General features: G+C 43.2%; 20 protein-coding genes. 10 read left to right on the forward strand and 10 right to left on the reverse strand.

From position 1 onward, the window contains the following. Positions 1 to 135: 135 nt before the first annotated feature. From B2727_RS02380 to pncA, 3 genes are all read right to left on the reverse strand, one after another. Positions 136 to 774, reverse strand: coding sequence for a YitT family protein (locus B2727_RS02380; RefSeq protein ID WP_004656984.1), 639 nt, complete (start codon positions 772 to 774; stop codon positions 136 to 138). A 220-nt stretch (positions 775 to 994) separates the two neighbouring features. Continuing rightward, a complete protein-coding gene (locus B2727_RS02385) occupies positions 995 to 1,459 on the reverse strand; it encodes an Lrp/AsnC family transcriptional regulator (RefSeq protein WP_004803451.1) in 465 nt (154 codons plus the stop codon). A gap of 91 nt (positions 1,460 to 1,550) precedes the next feature. Then, the gene (pncA, locus tag B2727_RS02390; protein ID WP_033134222.1) at positions 1,551 to 2,183 is read right to left on the reverse strand and encodes a bifunctional nicotinamidase/pyrazinamidase; all 633 of its coding nucleotides are present in this window, start codon (positions 2,181 to 2,183) and stop codon (positions 1,551 to 1,553) included. Positions 2,184 to 2,474: 291 nt separating this feature from the next. Here pncA and dapA point away from each other — a divergent pair, with 291 nt between their 5' ends. The 4 genes from dapA (at position 2,475) to B2727_RS02410 (ending at position 7,393) form a co-directional block, all read left to right on the forward strand. Continuing rightward, positions 2,475 to 3,368 carry a 4-hydroxy-tetrahydrodipicolinate synthase gene (dapA, locus tag B2727_RS02395; protein WP_005201680.1) on the forward strand — a complete coding sequence of 298 codons (894 nt, stop codon included), beginning with the start codon at positions 2,475 to 2,477 and terminating at the stop codon, positions 3,366 to 3,368. A gap of 15 nt (positions 3,369 to 3,383) precedes the next feature. Further along, positions 3,384 to 3,986 (forward strand): hypothetical protein, encoded by a 603-nt coding sequence (locus B2727_RS02400; protein WP_033134221.1) that lies wholly within the window; start codon positions 3,384 to 3,386, stop codon positions 3,984 to 3,986. Positions 3,987 to 4,021: 35 nt separating this feature from the next. Next, the gene (gene purC, locus B2727_RS02405; protein ID WP_004656976.1) at positions 4,022 to 4,741 is read left to right on the forward strand and encodes a phosphoribosylaminoimidazolesuccinocarboxamide synthase; all 720 of its coding nucleotides are present in this window, start codon (positions 4,022 to 4,024) and stop codon (positions 4,739 to 4,741) included. Between the two features lie 243 nt (positions 4,742 to 4,984). Continuing rightward, entirely contained in the window at positions 4,985 to 7,393 is a 2,409-nt protein-coding gene (locus B2727_RS02410) for a TonB-dependent receptor plug domain-containing protein (protein WP_033134220.1), read from the forward strand. A gap of 36 nt (positions 7,394 to 7,429) precedes the next feature. On the opposite strand, the gene B2727_RS02415 is transcribed toward B2727_RS02410, so the two are convergent. The 7 genes from B2727_RS02415 to B2727_RS02445 all read right to left on the reverse strand — a co-directional run bounded on the left by B2727_RS02415 (position 7,430) and on the right by B2727_RS02445 (position 15,844). Beyond that, positions 7,430 to 9,169 carry an amidohydrolase gene (locus tag B2727_RS02415; protein ID WP_241345586.1) on the reverse strand — a complete coding sequence of 580 codons (1,740 nt, stop codon included), beginning with the start codon at positions 9,167 to 9,169 and terminating at the stop codon, positions 7,430 to 7,432. A gap of 145 nt (positions 9,170 to 9,314) precedes the next feature. Beyond that, positions 9,315 to 10,433 (reverse strand): acyltransferase family protein, encoded by a 1,119-nt coding sequence (locus tag B2727_RS02420; protein WP_033134218.1) that lies wholly within the window; start codon positions 10,431 to 10,433, stop codon positions 9,315 to 9,317. A 127-nt stretch (positions 10,434 to 10,560) separates the two neighbouring features. Then, positions 10,561 to 11,445 (reverse strand): aromatic amino acid DMT transporter YddG, encoded by an 885-nt coding sequence (yddG, locus tag B2727_RS02425; RefSeq protein WP_033134217.1) that lies wholly within the window; start codon positions 11,443 to 11,445, stop codon positions 10,561 to 10,563. 105 nt (positions 11,446 to 11,550) lie between these two features. After that, positions 11,551 to 12,825 carry a replication-associated recombination protein A gene (locus B2727_RS02430; RefSeq protein WP_033134216.1) on the reverse strand — a complete coding sequence of 425 codons (1,275 nt, stop codon included), beginning with the start codon at positions 12,823 to 12,825 and terminating at the stop codon, positions 11,551 to 11,553. 82 nt (positions 12,826 to 12,907) lie between these two features. After that, positions 12,908 to 14,095 (reverse strand): class C beta-lactamase, encoded by a 1,188-nt coding sequence (ampC, locus tag B2727_RS02435; protein WP_033134215.1) that lies wholly within the window; start codon positions 14,093 to 14,095, stop codon positions 12,908 to 12,910. Between the two features lie 25 nt (positions 14,096 to 14,120). Continuing rightward, positions 14,121 to 15,284, reverse strand: a complete 1,164-nt coding sequence (locus B2727_RS02440; protein WP_033134214.1) for a PQQ-dependent sugar dehydrogenase — start codon at positions 15,282 to 15,284, stop codon at positions 14,121 to 14,123. A 107-nt stretch (positions 15,285 to 15,391) separates the two neighbouring features. Beyond that, positions 15,392 to 15,844 carry a YcgN family cysteine cluster protein gene (locus B2727_RS02445; protein WP_004803439.1) on the reverse strand — a complete coding sequence of 151 codons (453 nt, stop codon included), beginning with the start codon at positions 15,842 to 15,844 and terminating at the stop codon, positions 15,392 to 15,394. A gap of 190 nt (positions 15,845 to 16,034) precedes the next feature. Here B2727_RS02445 and B2727_RS02450 point away from each other — a divergent pair, with 190 nt between their 5' ends. The 6 genes from B2727_RS02450 to B2727_RS02475 all read left to right on the forward strand — a co-directional run bounded on the left by B2727_RS02450 (position 16,035) and on the right by B2727_RS02475 (position 19,772). Further along, positions 16,035 to 16,193 carry a DUF1328 domain-containing protein gene (locus tag B2727_RS02450; protein ID WP_004656956.1) on the forward strand — a complete coding sequence of 53 codons (159 nt, stop codon included), beginning with the start codon at positions 16,035 to 16,037 and terminating at the stop codon, positions 16,191 to 16,193. Between the two features lie 166 nt (positions 16,194 to 16,359). Next, on the forward strand, positions 16,360 to 17,097 hold the full coding sequence (locus B2727_RS02455) for a dienelactone hydrolase family protein (RefSeq protein ID WP_033134213.1): 738 nt from the start codon (positions 16,360 to 16,362) through the stop codon (positions 17,095 to 17,097). Positions 17,098 to 17,314: 217 nt separating this feature from the next. Then, a complete protein-coding gene (gene mutY, locus B2727_RS02460) occupies positions 17,315 to 18,352 on the forward strand; it encodes an A/G-specific adenine glycosylase (RefSeq protein ID WP_033134212.1) in 1,038 nt (345 codons plus the stop codon). 70 nt (positions 18,353 to 18,422) lie between these two features. Further along, complete coding sequence (locus B2727_RS02465) at positions 18,423 to 18,926, forward strand: M23 family metallopeptidase (RefSeq protein WP_277605920.1); 504 nt, start codon at positions 18,423 to 18,425, stop codon at positions 18,924 to 18,926. Positions 18,927 to 18,935: 9 nt separating this feature from the next. Beyond that, positions 18,936 to 19,181, forward strand: a complete 246-nt coding sequence (locus B2727_RS02470) for a hypothetical protein (RefSeq protein ID WP_005186132.1) — start codon at positions 18,936 to 18,938, stop codon at positions 19,179 to 19,181. A 36-nt stretch (positions 19,182 to 19,217) separates the two neighbouring features. Next, a complete protein-coding gene (locus tag B2727_RS02475; RefSeq protein ID WP_033134210.1) occupies positions 19,218 to 19,772 on the forward strand; it encodes a DNA-3-methyladenine glycosylase I in 555 nt (184 codons plus the stop codon). Positions 19,773 to 19,784 lie beyond the last annotated feature (12 nt).

Here is a 19,784-nt window from a genome sequence, read left to right on the forward strand (position 1 = left end):
TCTTTATGGCGCTTTTTTTATGATTATGCTTGTTATGACTTCAGCCATTTCATAGGCTAGATCACATCTAGCGTCTCATGATCGATATAGCTTGTGTTCTGCAACAGTCAGGTTAATAGCAGAAATACGCATGCATCAAGCCACATAACGTGTGGTTTTATGATTTAATAAAATGATTGAATTCAAAATAATGACACCAAAAATCGAGATCAAAATCAGCTTCCAGTCCACAAACAACAATGAGGTTAATAAAATCACCACATCAATACCCATTTGCACTTTTCCTGCTGGAATTTTAAAGCGTTCCTGCAAATACAACGCCAGTAGGTTGATACCACCCAAGCTCGAACGATGTCTAAATAGAATCAAAAAACTCACACCCATCAAGACATTGGCAAAAATCGTAGCGTAGATTGGATTGACATCGGAGAGATGAAAAAACTGTGGAATAATTTCAGTAAATCCTGCCAATAATGCAACGGCAATAAAAGTTTTCACCACCAGCGCGATGCCCATCTTTTTATAGGCAAAATAATAAAATGGAATATTGATCAGGAAAAATAATACGCCGAACTTCAGATCGGTAATGTAGTGAATCAGCAAAGATAGACCTGCTGTCCCTCCCGTCATAATGCCTGCCTGCTGCAATAAAGTCATTGCAAAAGACAGAATGAATGTTCCGATCAACATTGCCAATGCATCTTCAATTTTAGAGTGCTGCTCAATCACAGGCATGACTGGACTTACCAGAGATACATTTTGCTCGGTATTCATAACGGTACAACTCAAATAGGAGAACAGCTAAAGGGAGAGAGATCTTTCAAAGAAAGACATGGCATATTTGATCATTTTTATTAAAATTTCGCAATTTATTCTTATATTTTTGCCATAAATGCAATTTATATTCAAAATAATCCATTTCGAATAGTCTATGCGCTTCGATCAGCCTTGCTCTAACTTTGTCTCAGATCTAGTGACAATAAAAATCCTGTTTTTATTTAATCGCAATTCCATTTTCTTTTAATTTTTCCAGCACAATTGAAGTATTGAGATTACTGACACCAAAGTTCTTGGAAGACAAAATCCCAATGAGTTTGACCATCTCATCCAGATTTTTAACTGCCACTTTAAGAGCAAAATCATAACTGCCTGTCAGTTTATGAATATCTTTCACAGCAGGTTCGTGCATCAAAAATTCAACAAAACGATCATGGGTTGCATCACTATAGTTTTGCAGTTTCACTTCAATAATGCCCATGATTGGCGCAGGATCAGCACTCAATGCGATTTGGGCATAATAACCCGTGATAATTTTCTTCTGTTCAAGCTGAACCCGACGACGTGAACATTGCGAGGTCGATAAACCCACCAATTCAGCCAATTCCTGATTGGCCAAGCGTCCATTCATTTGTAAATGATGGATAATTTTTTGATCAAAATCATCAAGTTCGACGGTCATAAAACGCTCGGCTTAGGTTTAAGGCATAATTGAACTGATGCTGGTGCATCAACCTGAGAAGTGTAACGCCTTTAGATCAATCAGCTCAAGCTTATGCCAAAATTGCAGCAGACTGAATCCGCTGAATCCCGTGTGCTGACATGCTTTGCCATGCGCTATGTAATGAACCATTCAAATCAATCGCTTTACAGGCATCTTCAACCACATAGGTTTTGAAACCCATTTGCGCGGCATCCAAGGCTGTCCATGCCACACAAAAATCAGTGGCAATGCCCACAATATAGACCGTATTAATTTGGTGTTCTTGAAGATAGCCCTTTAATCCCGTCGGGGTTTTACGATCGGCTTCCATAAAGGCTGAATAGCTATCAATATTAACGTGAAAGCCTTTGCGGATAATCAATTGTGCCGTTGGAATATCTAAATCAGGGTGAAATTCGGCATCCTGTGTCCCCTGTACACAATGCTTTGGCCATAACACCTGCGTGCCATAAGGTAACTCAATGGTTTCAAAAGGCACTTTATGCGCATGATTGTCAGCAAAAGAAATATGTTGATCAGGATGCCAGTCTTGGGTCAGCACCACCGTTTCAAACTGATGTGCCAATTGATTAATCACAGGAATAATCTGATCGGCACCTGTGACTGCCAAGTTTCCACCTGGGGTAAATCCATTTTGCACATCGACAACAATTAATGCGCTGTGTTTTGAATCGTTTTGCATCTCATTATTCAACCTAGATTGCTCCTTGTACAATACGCTGCCTCTCAGTTTCTGACCAGCCAAACAGGCACAAACTTTTCAGAAGATGAAAATCATTCAAGTAAAAGATGAATTAAAGTTTTCGGCTGTTTGACTAAAGCATATTGTTCTTATGCCGCCGATCAGTCATAATTTGCATAATTGTCATTCAATCGAATTCATTATTGAACGACGAATCAAAATACTGCAACCATCCAATATTTCGTTTCAACTAATTCAATCTCGGATGGGAAAATAGGATAGTTTTTTAAAATGACTCAGCTAGCACAGAATATTCAAGGCTCAATTGTCGCACTCGTCACCCCTATGTTTGAAGATGGTCGCGTAGATTGGAAGAGTCTTGAGAAGCTCGTTGAGTGGCACATCCAACAAGGTACACATAGTATTGTTGCTGTTGGCACAACGGGCGAAGCGTCTACATTAAGCATGGAAGAACACACACAGGTCATCAAAGAAGTGATTCGTGTAGCCAATAAACGTATTCCAATTATTGCGGGTACAGGTGCAAATTCGACTCACGAAGCAATTGAACTGACCAAAGCAGCCAAAGAACTCGGTGCAGATGCGGCATTGCTCGTGACGCCATATTATAATAAACCCACACAAGAAGGCTTATATCAACACTACAAAGCGATTGCTGAAGCAGTTGATATTCCACAAATTCTTTATAATGTCCCTGGTCGTACTGGCGTTGATATGCAAAACGAAACCGTCATTCGTCTTGCCGATGTTAAAAACATTGTTGGGATCAAAGATGCAACAGGCGATGTGCCACGTGGTCAAGCCCTCATCGAAGGTCTAAATGATAAAATCGCAGTTTATTCAGGCGATGATGAAACTGCTTGGGAATTAATTTTGCTTGGTGCAAAAGGTAATATTTCGGTGACTGCGAACGTTGCACCAAAACAAATGAGCGAAGTTTGTGAAGCAGCTTTAGCTGGCGATCAAGCCAAAGCACAAAGTTTGAATCAACAAATTGCAAATCTACACAATATTTTGTTTTGCGAATCAAACCCAATTCCTGTGAAATGGGCGTTGCATGAGATGGGATACATTAGTACAGGTCTACGCCTGCCTTTAACCGCTCTCGCAGAACAATATCGTGAACCGCTCCGCACAGATTTAAAAACTGCGGGCATTATTTAATACGAGCAATTTATGATGCAATTACGTCTTGGTGTTGTCCTTGTCATTTCAGCTTTAAGTTTGGCTGGTTGTGGTCGTTTTGCCCTCAATAATCATTCTTTAGATTATAAAAAAGCGCAAGCGCTTGAACCACTCAAATTCCCTGAGAATGCAACGGTAAGACCATTCACGCCATTGTATCCAGCACCGACGGTTGATCCACTAGCGATTCAACATGCGCCAACATTTGAGAACACAACTGGCAACCGTTATGCATTGCCTCGTCCAGAGTCAATGAAAACTGCAAGCAATACCACTGAAGCGGCTGCAACGACTTTAGGCCGTCCACAATTGGTGATGGATGGGAATAAAAACCCATTACTGAAAGTGGAAGGTCCAACAGCAACTGCTTGGCAATATACCTTTGCAACCGTGAGCACCCTCAACTACAAAGTCATCTCTCAAGCAGATCATGGCTACGAAGCAACGATTAAGGTCGGTGAACAAAACTACCTGTTGAAGCTTTCTGCGGTTGGCTCAAGCAATACCATTGCCCTCTTCAAACTCGACACGACTTTTGCAGAACCGGCAGTTGCAACTGAAGTGTTAGCCCAGATTTACCAAAATTGGCCAGCCTAGTCGTTTACTAGGCATTTTTTTCAAAAGGTTCCCCCATGTTAAAACAAACCTTGCTCTATACTGGTAAAGCTAAATCTGTATACGAGACAGATAACGCTGATCACCTGATTTTAGTCTTTCGTGATGATGCTTCGGCATTCAATGGCGAAAAAATCGAGCAACTCGATCGTAAGGGCAAGGTCAACAACCGTTTTAACGCCTTCATCATGGACAAATTAGCCGCTGCGGGTATCGAAACGCATTTTGAAAAATTGCTTTCTCCAACTGAAGTGCTGGTTAAAAAACTTCAGATGATTCCAGTGGAATGCGTAATTCGTAACTATGCAGCCGGTTCATTGTGCCGTCGTTTAGGTGTTGAAGAAGGTAAGGAATTAACTCCGCCAACATTTGAATTGTTCTTCAAAGATGATGCGCTTGGCGATCCAATGGTGAACGAATCTCAAGCGATTGCTTTAGGTTGGGCAACTGCGGAACAACTTGAAAAAATGAAAGAACTCACTTACCAAGTGAATGATGTACTTAAAGCATTATTCGATGCAGGTAATATGATTCTGGTTGATTTCAAACTTGAATTCGGTGTGTTCCATGACCGTATCGTATTAGGTGATGAATTCTCTCCAGACGGTTGCCGTTTATGGGATAAAGACACCAAGAAAAAATTGGATAAAGACCGCTTCCGCCAAGGTTTAGGCGGTGTGGTTGAAGCATACGAAGAAGTTGCTGCACGTTTAGGCATTAACTTAGACGATATCTAAGCCTAGCTAAGCTGTTAGTTCTAAACAAAAAACCAGTCCAATCGGGCTGGTTTTTTTATTCTTTATTCAAAAACAACGCGCTTTGTTTTAAATCTCAATATCATATAAATCATCTACTTAAAAAGCATTCCATCAGCTTTGCAACTTTAATTCTAACCTTATGTTTTTATATTGTTTTTGAAAATATTTTGATGCTCCTACCATGTTCACAAATGTTTACAAAACTTGAGTTAGAAGATCAAAATGAATGCTCCCCTTGTAAAAACTTTTCCTTTAAGTCTGAGTACTAGCCTGATTTTGCTGGCCCTGTATAGCAATGTACATGCCGCTGAGAACAATCCAATAGAACCCGAACAAGTCAAAACACTCGCCACCATTGTGGTCACCGGCACCCGTGCCAACAATCGTTCCCAAACAGAGTCCTTACAGCCAATTGATGTGATCAGTGCCAAAGAACTGACTGAACGCACCGGCTCCAATGAACTTGGCACAGCGCTATCTCGAATTATCCCTTCAATTAATTTTCCACGCCCCACTGTAGTGGATGGAACTGAACTGGTTCGCCCTGCTCAACTGAAAGGACTTGCACCAGATCAGGTGCTGGTCTTGGTCAATGGAAAACGTCGCCACACAGGTGCCTTTATTAACCTTGGCGGAACCATTGGTCGTGGCTCTGCCCCAACCGATTTAAATGCCATTCCAATCTCAGCGATTAGCCGTGTCGAAGTACTGCGTGAAGGCGCATCGGCTCGCTATGGTTCCGATGCAATTGCAGGGGTGATTAATATTATTCTGAAATCCAACCCTACACATGGCGAAGCTGGGATTAAATACGGGATTTATAACAAGGGTGATGGTGAACAGAAGCAATCCTTTGTTTCGGGTGGCACCAAACTGAATAATTATGGCTATGCGATCTTTTCAGGGGAATGGCAGGATAGTCAAGCCACCAATCGTGCTGGCCCTGACCTGCGTGATCCAAAATCAACCACTTATGGACAGCGCACTTTCCGTTTTGGTGATCCAGATTCCGATGAGGTCAAAGCAGCCTTGAATTTAGGTTATGACCTCAGTGATCATGCCGAGCTGTATTCTTTTGCGACCTATAGCCATCGTAATGCAGAAACTGCTGGATTCTATCGTTTAAGCAACGCCTCCAATAATATTCCTGCCTTGTTTCCCAATGGCTATCTACCCATCATTCAGGGCCAACTCGATGATTTTGGTGCAGTTGCAGGGATCAAAGGCGATTGGTCAGATTGGCATTATGATGCCTCGGTGAATTATGGTTTAAATCGTTATGATGTCGATACCAAGACCATTAATGTCGATCTCTATAAAGACACCGCTACCACGCCTTTTGGATTCCAAAATGGCACACTGAAAAATGCACAAACGGTAGTGAATTTTGATCTTTCTCGAGAGTTTAATCTTGCAGCACTCGCCAGCCCACTGAATGTTGCCTTTGGTACGCAATATTTGAATCAGAAGTATCAAATCCAAGCGGGTGATCCAGCATCCTATTATAAAAGTGGTTCTTCTGGTTTAGCGGGCTTTCGCTCTGCCGATACTGGTGAATGGTCACGCGACAGTTATGCGGCTTATCTGGATTTAGAGGCCAATTTAACTGAAAAACTCTCAGCATCTACAGCCTATCGCCATGAATATTACAATGATTTTGGTCACACCGATAATGCGTCATTGTCTTTACGTTATGCGATTCATCCAGCGATTGCTGTACGTGGTAGCGCCTCTACTGGTTTCCGAGCACCAAGTTTGGCTCAACAATATTTTGCGCAAACCTCCTCACAACTGATCAATGGTCAATTTGCTGAAGCAGGTACCTTTCCCACCACGTCATACATTGCTCAACTACTTGGTGCCGAACAACTTAAACCAGAGAAATCTAAAAACTATAGTGTGGGTTTAGTCTTGACACCTACAGATCAACTATATGTGACTTTGGATGCTTATCAAATTGACATTGATAACCGGATTAGTCTGTCCTCCAATATCAATGCCAGCAGTGTGACCGTTCGCCAATACCTGAATTCAAAAGGGATCACCGACACCAACTTCAACACAATTCGTTATTTCAACAATGCCAGCGATACCCGCACGCGTGGTGTTGACTTAGTTGCGACCTATAAATGGACTGCATTGCCTTATGGCGAACTGAATACCTCACTGGCCTACAACTACAATAAAAATAAAGTGACCCATGTGGATGGCAATCCAGCCATCTTAGATGCACTGGGCATTAACCTCACGCGTCTGGATCGTCGAGAGCAATACGGTTTATTGGCTGGCAGTACTCCTGAACATAAATTCAGTTTGGCGAATGACTATAAGCTTGGAAACTTCACGGTGAATACCAATCTCACACGTTATGGCAGCTTTAAAACCTTTAGTAATTCTGGCGAAGCCAAAGACCAAAAATTCTCCGCCAAATGGTTACTCGATTTAGCGCTGTCGTACCAATATCAAAACTGGAACTTCACGGTTGGTGGCGACAATATTACCGATGTATATCCTGATAAAGATGTCTACGATATCAACCAGCCCACAGGTGGCAGCTTGCCTTATAGTCAGTTCTCGCCTTTTGGCTTTAATGGTGCGTTCTATTACGGCAAGATCAATTATCGTTGGTAGTAATCAAAAACCGAGCCTTCTGGCTCGGTTTTCAGTTTAATTCTGCGCGTTCTGATAAATCAGTTTGCCTTCTTTATAGGTTGCCAGCACTTTAATGTTTTTAATCTCACGACTAGGTACAGTCAGCGGGTTCTGATTCAGAATCACCAAATCAGCCAATTTACCTTGGCTTAAAGTACCCTTGGTTTGGTCCTCAAAGTACTGATACGCAGCCCAATCTGTCATCGACTTTAATGCCAGATAAGGGCTAATGCGCTCATCTACACCCAAAACATAATTGCTCCGCGTTACTCGGTTGACGGTCGCATCCAGCATCATCATGCTACTCGGTGGCACTACAGGTGCATCATGATGTTCGGTAAAGATCAGATGCTTTTTTAAAGCGGTTGCAGTTGGCGAAATATGGGCAGCTCGGGTTTCGCCTAAGGTTTGTTGACGATGCCAATCCCCCCAATAGAAGGTATGCAACGAGAAGAACGAAGGAATAATATCTAAGGTCTTAAGCTGATCCAGTTGATCATCACGGATGGTTTGCGAATGGATCAATACGCTACGACGATCGGCCTTACCTTGCTTCGCGGTCGCATCTTTTACCGCCCCGATAAATTGATCAATCGCGGCATCACCATTGGCATGGGCAAGCACCTGCCAACCTTGCTTAAAGGCTAAATTAATATAGTCCTTGACCTGCTGATCATTACTCATGGCTGGATAGCCCTTATACGTCTTATCTTTACCTTCAGGCGGCACCAGATAAGGCTGGGTCAGCCAAGCCGTTTTGCCTTGAGGTGAACCATCTAGACTGATTTTAACCCCGCCAATACGAAAATGATGATCATACTGTCGCTGGCTGCCTTGCTTAAGCATATAGTCTTGGCTGGTGGTGATATCTGGATAAGACACCACATCAATTGGCAGTCGATTCTGCTTGGCTAAAGCGTGCCACATTTCAGTGGTCCCCTGATCCGCCCGCCCTTCTTGTACCGTGGTAAAACCATTTTTTACATAAGCATCAATGCCTTTTTCTGCAATTTGGAACATCACCGCAGGGGGTACATCTTTAAAAATTGAGCCAATTGCAGTAAATAAAGCGGACTCTTCTAATACGCCATTTGGCACATTTGAATTGGCTTCACGGCGAATCACGCCACCTGCTGGATTCGGGGTATTTTGATTGATCTTCAGCAGTTCCAGTGCTTTATGATTCACAGAGGCCAAATGCCCCGATTGATGCAAAATCATCACCGGTTGGTCTAGAGACACCCGATCTAGATCGGTTGCCGTCGGATGACGCTGCTCATTCAGTTGTGCATCATCATAGCCATTCCCCAAAATCCAGCCGCCCATAGTTTTAATCACAGCTGGATTTTGGACTTTCCAGCTATTCAGCACATTCACCAAAGAGTTGATATCTGAGACCTGACCATCAGGCATGGGGTAGAGATTGGCCACCATTTGATGGAAACCGACCATATTCACATGACTATGCGCGTCAATAAAACTTGGCAATAAGGTTCTATTTTTTAGATCAATCAATTGAACTTTTTTATCCGTCAAGCGTTCAGCCTGCTGCTTTGAGCCGACAAAAACAATTTTTCCATCCTTTACCAACAGGGCTTCTGCATATTCGGGACTGTTTCCTGACATGGTCAGAATGGGGCCACCATAAAACAGTTGTTCTGTTGCAGTGACAGGCACTGCCGTGGTTGCACAGCCCGCAACAGCCAGTGAAATAGAAGTGAATAAGGTGCAGTGTTTGAGATAAGCACGGTTCATGAATTAAAACCCATATTTTTATTATGTCTTTTTTGATTAAAACTGATTCCGCTTGTAATAGAAAGCATTCACTGATTATTTTTGTAATGTTTGGTCAAGTTCCGAGCAGCCCGACATAGGCTCCGCACACGACCTAGTGTGCGGTTCAAAACATCTTTGCCAGTTTATTCGAGATTTTAATCGCGGCATCATCAACATAACGGCTATAGGGTTGTGCCAAAATAATGCTCAGCAGCACAATCAGTAAACTTGCCAATAATCCTGCATTTAAATAGGAGAAACCCCATTGCACATGCAATAGATTAAACAATGGAATCCCCAAAGCATAAAGCACAGCAAGATGAATTAAATAAATTGAAAATGAGATTTTGCCTAAAAATACCAAAACAGACCGATCAAAAAACTGTGCTAACCATTTGCCTTTCAGTACCGCATAGACAATGCAAAAGCCGCCAATAAAGTTGAGGTAGTCATATGTTTGTTCACCGATGAACTGGCTAAAAATCTGATAGCTTGAGCTACTGTTATGGGCGCCACAAAAATACAATCCCAACAAAAATAGCAGTACTGAAACTACTGTACTCAGTTCTGCGGCATAGAGAAACAGTGCCATCCCCAAAACAAAACTGAGAAGACCTAACAACACGGTTTGCGAGATCATATACGCGGTCACAATGCTGATGATGAGAAATAGACCGCATAGAATTGGCAGCTTGCCATAGAGATAGCAAGCCAGATAAATCACCAGTGACCCAAGCAACTCAATTTGCATAGTCCACAGCACCCAGTTATAACTGGAATCGCCAAATAAGAATGCGCCAATACTGCCTTCATATAAGGCTGTGCCCAGTTGCGGATGTGGGTTAGCCAGTGCTGCTCCCCATTCAGAAACATGCGACACATCCACAGGCACAAAACACACCAGATAAGCAATAATACAAGAGATGAAGGCTGGAATTGCCAAGCGTGGGTAACGTTTGACCAAGGAATTTTTCAATTGTGCTGCGGTATTGTGCTTTTTAAAACTGGATAATGTCAGTACAAAGCCACTTAAAACAAAGAATACAAAAACCGCGCCTGTACCTGAATAAAAGAAGGCCAAAGGCGAGTGATGTAACTGCGCAAAAAAATCATATTGCGGTACAGCACTGACATCAAAATTATGCAGTTGCGGAAAAAAGGTCAGTGATAGATGTGACAGCACAACGGCGAGACATGCCAAGCCTCGGATACTTTCCGCAGCATTAATTTTGTTTGTGGTCATGGTGGAGCTTGATCATCCTTGATAAGCGGGATGATGCGACCTTTTATCTGTAGTGTCTAGAGGTCGCTTACAAAAATACCGTGACTGTTCAGCGCATCAGCAAGACCCAGCAAAATCAGACAATGTTTTAGTGTTTTTTCTGCGTTGCTAGCCAGCATAGAATCGAGCCTAAACATACCATAAATGCGCCATACCAGAAAGAAAGGCCTAATGGCGTACTGAGTAAAATTGCCGAGAAAAAGGCAGATAAAACTGGAATAAAATAGGATGCACCTGCCAATAACGTCACATTGCCATGTAAAATCCCAACATTCCAAGCGGCATAACCAAAGCCCATCGCTGCTGCTGCAAAAAACAATGCAGTTGAAGAAGACCCATCAAAATCAAAGCTGCCGCCCCCCATCAATGCATATTTAATCCAAAGCACCGCCGAGACCAGAATAAAAAATAGGGTGATGCCATTGGTTCCCTGGGCAATTCTCGCGGTGAGCGTGCAGTAGGCGGCCCAGAGTAATGTTCCAATAAAGGCAAGCCCATAACTGAATGGATTGTGCTGAATATTTTGCAGCATCCCAGCCAAATCAAAACCCTGCTCTCCACCAAGCACCCAACAGATGCCCAAAATGGAAATGATAAAGCCAGGAATAATCAGGACATTGGCTTTTTGCTGATTAAAAATAATGGCAGCCACCATGGTAAAGGTCGGCCATAAATAATTGACCATCCCCACTTCAATCGCCTGTCGATTATTACTGCTATAGCCAATCGAAAGTGATAAACAAATTTCATAGGCAACAAATAGAATACTGCCCCAGATCAAATAGGTTTTGGGAAAGCTTTTGAGGCTGGTCCAACCGACCGAGAAAAACAGGAAAATTGAGGCCAGTGTATAAATCAGTGCTGCACCGCCCACTGCGCCAAAATGACTACTGACATCCTTAATTAAGGCAACGATCAAACTCCAGAGCAAGATCGCGACCAATCCAATCAGTGTTGCTTTTTTTGCGTTCATTTTTATACAAATAGAATATTGAGGCCAAAGCAAAATCTATCAATGCGATTCGGATTCTTGCTTTGGACAATTTTAAAATGCTCGGTAAATCAACCGAATTTGTGATTACTGCTGCTGTTGTTGCTGCTGCCAACGACGTTGCTGCAAACGTTCGCCTTCGACCTCACGTTTATTTAAGGCTCGTTCGTACAGTTTGGTACCGCGTAATTCTGGGGGCAAATAGTCCTGTAACACGAAGTGTTCTGGATAGTTGTGCGGATACAGATAATCCACGCCATAACCTTGCTGCTTCATTAACTTGGTTGGTGCATTGCGTAAGTGCAAAGGCACAGGCAGGTTTGCGGTTTTTTCTGCCAGCTCCAAGGCTTTGTTAATCGCGAGATAGGTACTATTGCTTTTCGGGCTAGTGGCCAAATACACGGCACATTGTCCTAGGATAATACGAGCTTCGGGCATTCCCACCGCTTGGACTGAACGGAAACACTCTCCCGCCAGCAACAAGGCATTTGGATTAGAATTGCCAATGTCTTCCGATGCCGCAATCAGCATACGACGCGCAATAAAGACTGGATCTTCACCACCTTTCAGCATGCGTGCCATCCAGTACAGGGTTGCATCTGGATCACTGCCGCGAATCGATTTAATAAAAGCCGAAACCAGATCGTAATGCTGCTCACCCGATTTGTCATAGCGTGCGATATTCTGCTGCGCGACTTTAACGACGATGGCATTGGTTACGAGATTCTCAATATCAGGTTCAAAGGTACTGGCAATTAGATCAATCAGATTAAGCGCCTTACGTGCATCACCTGCCGCAAACTGAATCAGCGCATCATATTCTTCAATCTGGATAAAGCGTTCTTTTAAGAACTTGTCCGTTTGAATCGCTTTATTCAGTAGGGTTTGAATCGCTTCAGCACTCAGATTATTCAGGGTATACACCTGACAGCGGGACAGCAAGGCACTATTCACTTCAAAAGAAGGATTCTCTGTGGTTGCCCCAATCAAGGTAATTTTGCCTTTCTCAACCGCATTGAGTAAGGCATCTTGCTGCGATTTATTGAAGCGATGAATCTCGTCAATAAACACCACAGGGGTCAACAAGTCCCCACTTTCCGCAATCACCTCACGGAGTTCTTTCACGCCTGTATTGAGTGCAGAAAGGCTGATAAAAGGACGATCTACCGCCTGCGCCAATAACAATGCAATCGTGGTTTTTCCAACCCCTGGAGGCCCCCAGAAAATAATCGAAGGCAGATGCCCTTGATCAATCATCTGACGTAAAGGGGCGTTTTCACCCAGCAAATGATCTTGTCCGATAATTTCGGACAAGTCACGAGGACGTAAACGTTCAGGTAAAGGAATATGCGTATCTGACATCATCACTGGCTTTATGATCTTTTACCCTAGTCTATTGTGTCTGGCTCAAATCTACAATTTGAATCTGCACTCACGCGACATTCTATTGCGCGCTGTTGCTCTGCACCAACTGTTGCATCACGCGATAGCTGGCTTTGATCCGCTCTTCATTGGGAAAATTGGTATTGGCTAACATGACAATTCCAATTTTTTGCTGCGGAATAAAGGCGGCATAAGCACCAAAACCATTACTTGAGCCTGTTTTATTAAAATAGGTCGCGGGTGTGGCTAGCTTCGGTTGTTTAATCGCTGTGATTACATGACTTTCTAAAGCCATTTTGCTCGAGTTGCCCTGTAAAAGTGTTTCAAGTGATACTGGATAAGCATACTGTTCCCAGCCCAGACCTTGGGTCATTGCACCCACTTTAAAATAACCCACATGAGTATTTTCAATCGCCTTGCGAAGCGGTTGTTTAAACTGCTGAGGATTGATTTGCGCATCGAGGAATTTCAGCATATCCGCACTGCTACTTTTTAGACCATAAGCTTCTGCATCAAACATACCTGGCGAAACACGCATGGCTTGATCGGCTTTGTATCCCCAAGCATATTGCGGCATGTGCTGCTCAGGGACTCGAATAAAACTTTGTGTCATCCCCAATTGCGGCAGCAAGGTTTTTTCAATCAGTTCGTTATATGGTTTTTTCATTGCCAAGGCGGTGACATAGCCCATCAAACCGATACTTGGATTGGAATATTGACGGGCAGCACCGATTTTGGTTTTTGCCTGCCAAGTCTGAAAATATTTCACCATATCCTGTTGCTGCACTACCTCATCAGGGAATTGCAACGGAAAGCCACCCGCACTATAAGTTCCGAGATTTAATAAAGTGGCACGATTGACAGCAGTATTTTTCAGTTCAGGGAAATATTTGGCAGGATGATCCGACAAAGACAGTTGCCCTTGTGCCTGTGCATAACCTGCTAAAGTCGCATTAAAGGTCTTACTGACCGAACCAAGTTCAAATAAAGTACTGTTGTTCACTGCTTGCTGGTTTTGCTTAGAAGCAAGCCCATAATTCACGAAGTAATGTTGACCATTCAAGGTCACAGCAACAGCCATACCTGGAATTTTATATTGTGCCAATAAAGGCTTAAATTGCTGATCAACAATGGTTTGAACTTGTTGCTCGGTCAAATTTCCAGCCCAAAGCGCTGAACTGCAGGACAACAGTCCTGTAAGTACAAATAGTTTTTTTAAAGTCATAGAAAAGGCTTTCGGCTGATTCATGATGTGTATCACTTGAAGTTAAAATTTAAATGGCATGAAGTTTAAGTAGTTTAGCTTTCGGTCCATCTTCGATCACCCAGATTGAACCATCTTGGGCTTGGTGTAGGCCACGAATTCGCTGTTTCATCTCAAGTCGTTGAACTTCTTGAATTGGTTTTGCAGCTAAATCCACCACGATAATTGCTTTGGATGATAAGCCACCAATCAACGCTTTGTGTTGCCACAAAGGAAACTGCTGACCTGAATAAATAATCAAGCTAGACGGTGAAATCACAGGTGTCCAATCGATTTCAGGGGCTTTAAATTCTGGACGGGTATCATGATCAGGAATAGGCAAGCCTGAATAATGGTCGCCATTCGAAACTGTTGGATAGCCATAGTTTTCTCCTTTCACAATACGGTTTAATTCATCACCGCCTTTAGGACCCATTTCAACTACCCACAGTTGTCCTTGCTGGTCGAAGGCCATTCCCAATGGATTACGATGACCCAGCGACCAAATCTCTGCCGTTACACCACCCTGCTGATAAAATGGATTATCTTCCGCAGCAGTTCCATCTGCATTTAAACGCAAAACCTTACCTAAATTACTTTTTAAATCTTGAGCAGGATCAAACTTTTGGCGCTCACCCGAACTGACCCAAAGTTTGCCATCGGGACCAAACTGCATACGATGACCATAATGACCTTGCCCTGACACTTTCGGTACTTGTTGCCAAATAGTTTTGAAATCCGTGAGCTTGGGTTGCTTGGGATCAGATAAATCCAGTTTTGCATGTGCAATCTCTGCACCATAGCCACCCTGACCTTTGCTGGCATAGCTTAAATATAATTCATGATTCTGCTGAAAATCAGGATGCAAAATGACATCGCCTAAACCACCTTGCCCGCCATAACTGACGGTTGGAACGCCAGCGACATTGATACTGCTCTTGGTTTGCGGATCAAATAATTTTAATTGCCCTTTGCGCTCAGTGATCAATAAACGTTGGTCTGGGAAACTTGCAATCGCCCACGGCTCATCAAATTCAGCAACGCTCTCAATCCGATACTTTTGTGCGATGCGCTGGCTTGACGCTTGTTGTGCTATATTTTGTTCTGGGGTTTTAGAGTTGCTTTCGTTGGCACCACAAGCAGCCAAAAATAAAATGCCGCTATAGAGCAAAGGTGTCATCAACAGTTTGTTCATGGCTTATCTCCCTCGTTTATTCTTCATCTTAGGGAACATCGCCAATAAAAATACTGCAAAAGTGTTGTTTTTATGATCATCATGTCTTATTGATTTGCTAGCCGCGATTACCGTATCCAACGCACAATATAATCTTCAATTTGTTCTTCATCGATTTCAGTTTCTGAAATACAACGCCCTGCAGCAGACTTTTTCGCCTTGATCACACTTTGACGTGAACCTGTATTGAGGTAATGCCATGAAGGTAAATTCTTGCCTTCACTTAATCGACGGTACGCACAGCTCGGTGGTAACCAAGAAATGGTGCTGAGCCGTTCAGGCGTCAGTTGGATACAATCCGGCACTTGCTGCTGACGGTTAGGATAATCGGAACAACGCGCGGTTTTACAGTCCAGTAATTTACACGCCACTTTGGTATACGCAACCTCTGCGGTTTCTTCATCTTCTAACTTGATCAAACAACATAAACCACAGCCGTCGCACAATGCCTCCCACTCCGCATTGCTGAGCTGATCAAGCGGATAGTGTTTCCAAAAGTTGGGGCGCAGTTCGACGGACATACAGAGCTTTCAATATTAAAAAAAATGAACTTCTTATTATAGCATTCATCTTTGCTTTGCTGACTTCAATCTATTTTAATTGATTTAACACTTCTTTAAGTATTAAACATTTAAACCACATAAACACCACATTTTGTGCAAAAAACACACGGTATAGTGGACACATAACGAAAAATTAGGAGGACACGACATGTTCCGTTGGGCCATTATTTTTGCAGTCATCGCACTCATTGCCAGTTTATTAGGTTTCGGTGGCGTGGCAGGTTTATCCAAAGATTTCGCAGTAATCTTATTGGTTGTTGCTGTCATCTTAGCAATCGTCGGCTTCTTATCCAGAGGCAAAGTCTAGTCGTTTTGACCTACCCGAAACATAAAAAGAAGAATCTTGGTATTCTTCTTTTTTCATTTTTGAGCATCGCTAAAACAAGCGTATTTATTATGTTTTTACGATGCCATCCATTTTATTTTTTATGTTTTAATCAATGCATTCTAAAAATACAGATCAGGATTATAGAATGAGCTTCCCGATTAACACACGTGAAATTGAATATACCGCTCCCGATGGTCAACGCCTCATTGGTTATTTCGCTGCACCTGCAATTGATATGCCCGTTGCTGGGGTGATTGTGGCACCGGAATGGTGGGGCCGCAATGCATACACAGAACAACGTGCCCGTGAACTTGCAGAACATGGTTTTGCCGCTTTAGCCATTGATATGTATGGTGATAAGAAAGTTACAACCAATGTGCCACAAGCCTCTGAATGGATGAATCAAACTTTTGAGCATGCCGATACCATTGTTAACCGTGCTCAAGCAGGCTTAAATGCTTTAGCGGCTCAAGCAGAAGTCAATGCCGACAAATTGGCAGCTGTTGGTTTCTGCTATGGCGGCAAAGTGGTACTAGATTTGGCGCGTTCAGGCGCAGATATCAAAGCCGTTGCCACATTCCATGCGATATTAAGTCCGAAAGCCCCTGCTGAAAAAGGCAAAGTTAAAGCCGAGATTTTAGTCCTGCATGGTGAACTCGACAGCATGGTGACCTTGGACAATGTCGCCAGCTTCCGTCAGGAAATGCACGATGCTGCTGTTGATCATGAGGTGATTATTTTTGAAGATGCCAAGCATGGTTTTAGTAACCCTCTTGCAGATGAGCGCGCCAAGGCCAACAATGTTGACTTAGGCTATAACGCCGAAGCAGAACGTCAAAGTCTTGAAGCGATGTATGAGCTGTTAGATAAACATTTAAAGTGATTTGAAAAGACGATCTCTTAAAAAACCATCAACACGGAATTGAGCGAATATATCGTTTGTTTAAATCCTAGATATTTTCTAATCGTGCAAGGCGACATAGATGTCGCCTTTACAAAAGCCAATCGTAATCAGCATTTAATAACGAATTTGTTTGTATACATCAACTCCTCTCCCTATTTCCGCTATACTACGCCTCTGCTTTTTACTGTTCTGATTCATGTCTGACTTCTCATTTTCTGATGCACTACTTACATGGTTCGACCAACACGGTCGTCACGACCTACCATGGCAAGTGGCCGATGATCCCTACAAAGTTTGGGTCTCAGAAATCATGTTGCAACAGACGCAAGTCAAAACTGTACTACAATATTTCGACCGTTTTATTGAGCGATTCCCGAGCGTAGAAACCCTAGGAACAGCCAGTTGGGATGATGTCGCACCTTATTGGGCAGGTCTCGGCTACTATGCCCGCGCACGCAATCTGCATAAAGCGGCAGGCATCGTCAGTCAGCAAGGGAAATTTCCAGAAACACTCGAACAATGGATTGAGCTGCCAGGCATTGGCCGCTCCACCGCTGGTGCGCTCATGTCACTTGGCTTACGTCAGTACGGCGTGATTATGGATGGTAACGTGAAACGTGTACTGGCACGTTTCCTCGCCATTGAAGATGATTTATCCAAGCCACAACATGAACGAACACTCTGGCAAATTGCGGAAGATCTCTGCCCAGAAGCGCGCAATCATGATTATACCCAAGCGATCATGGATTTAGGCGCAACCGTTTGTACCCCGAAAAAACCGCTGTGCTTATACTGCCCAATGCAGCAGCATTGCCAAGCTTATCAACAAGGCATGGAACAGGAACTCCCTTTCAAAAAGGCCAAGAAACCTGTTCCAGTCAAAACAGCCAATGTGTTACTGATCCAATCTGGAGATGAGTGGCTGTGGCAACAACGTGAAGCGCATGGCCTCTGGGGTGGATTGTATTGTCTTCCAATCATTGAACAAGCAACCGAATTACAACAGATTGAGCAACACTTCAAACTACAAGCTCAAGTATCATCATTGCAGATTAGCCATAGCTTTACTCACTTCACTTGGTTACTGCATGAAAAACTGTTCCACGTGGAACACGATCAAAAAGAACAGTTGAGTATCGAATTAAATGGCATATGGCTAAGTCCAGAAAATGCGATTGCCAAAGGCATTCCAACAGCCATGAAAAAACTGATTACAGCCAAACAAAAGGCTTAACGCCTAAAATGCTGTAGATCAAACGCAAGGAGTTTGTGTGCGTCATTCGATTTCCTATACGGTTCTAGGTATGCTGATGATTTTACTATCAGCATGTGCCACCACCCCAAAGAAACCTACCCCCTTACCCAATGCTCAGGTGAACAAGCTCAAGAGCATGCGTTTAGACAGCCGCCTCCCTGTGCCTGTCAAAGGTGTAAATCGAAACGAATTACGGGATACTTGGGGTGCGGCACGTAGTCAAGGTCGTAGCCATGAAGGCATCGATATCATGGCAGAGCGTGGTACGAAAGTGTATAGTGCGACCGAAGGCTTAGTTGCTGATTTACGTAATAATAATTTAGGCGGCAAAGTGATCTGGATTATTGGGCCAGCAGGCTCTTGGCACTATTATGCACATCTGGATGGTCATAAGCGCGGCCTGAATGTTGGCGACTATGTGCGTAAAGGTGATCTGATCGGTTATGTGGGAAATACCGGCAATGCTCGTTATACCGCTCCGCATTTACACTACGGAATTTATTTAAATGGCAAAGGGCGTGGTGCAGTCAATCCATACCCGTATTTACGTTAGGAATCTACAATGTCAGAAGCATTGATTGAACGTCTGGTTGAATTTGCAGAGTCTGGAAATCAACAGAAAATCATCATGGGTGGTACCAGCTATCAAGGTTGGATCATGGAAATTACCGAAGATGCTTTGTTGATTAGTACAGGCTTTGCCGATAAATCAGGTAAAGACTTTTGGCTTAAGTTTACTGATTTAAATAGCGCAGAACTGTATTATTGGGATACTCGCCCAAATGAATGGGTGGCATTCAAACTTTAAATTATACTGTTCAAATAACAACAAGGAGCATCAAATATGTCAACTCAACGCTGTGGCTGGTGCTCCGATGATCCCCTCTATATTGACTACCATGATCAGGAATGGGGCAAGCCTCAACATGATGAAACCCATTTGTTTGAGATGCTCTGTCTGGAAGGACAGCAAGCAGGACTTTCTTGGATCACGGTACTGAAAAAACGCGAACACTACCGCTCACATTTCTTTCAACATTCCATCGCAGACGTTGCAGCACTCACAGATGATCAACTCGAACTCAAACTCAGTGATGCAGGTTTAATTCGTCATATCGGTAAGCTCAAAGCCATCCGCGACAATGCTATTGCTTGGCTCAAGCTTAAGGATGAAGTCGAAGATGTCCCTGCTTGGTTATGGAGTTTTGTCGATCATCAAACCGAAAATAATGATGTGGCGAATTACCGCGAAGCACCTGCACAAACTGAACTTAGCCAAAAACTATCCAAAACCCTAAAAAAGCGTGGCTTTAAATTTGTGGGCCCGACCACCTGTTATGCTTTTATGCAAGCGGTTGGTATGGTCAATGACCACGAAAATCATTGCCAATTTAAATAACAAATCATCATC

It is taken from the genome of Acinetobacter sp. UBA991 (assembly GCF_002292065.1).
In the GTDB taxonomy this organism is placed as follows: Bacteria; Pseudomonadota; Gammaproteobacteria; order Pseudomonadales; family Moraxellaceae; genus Acinetobacter; species Acinetobacter higginsii.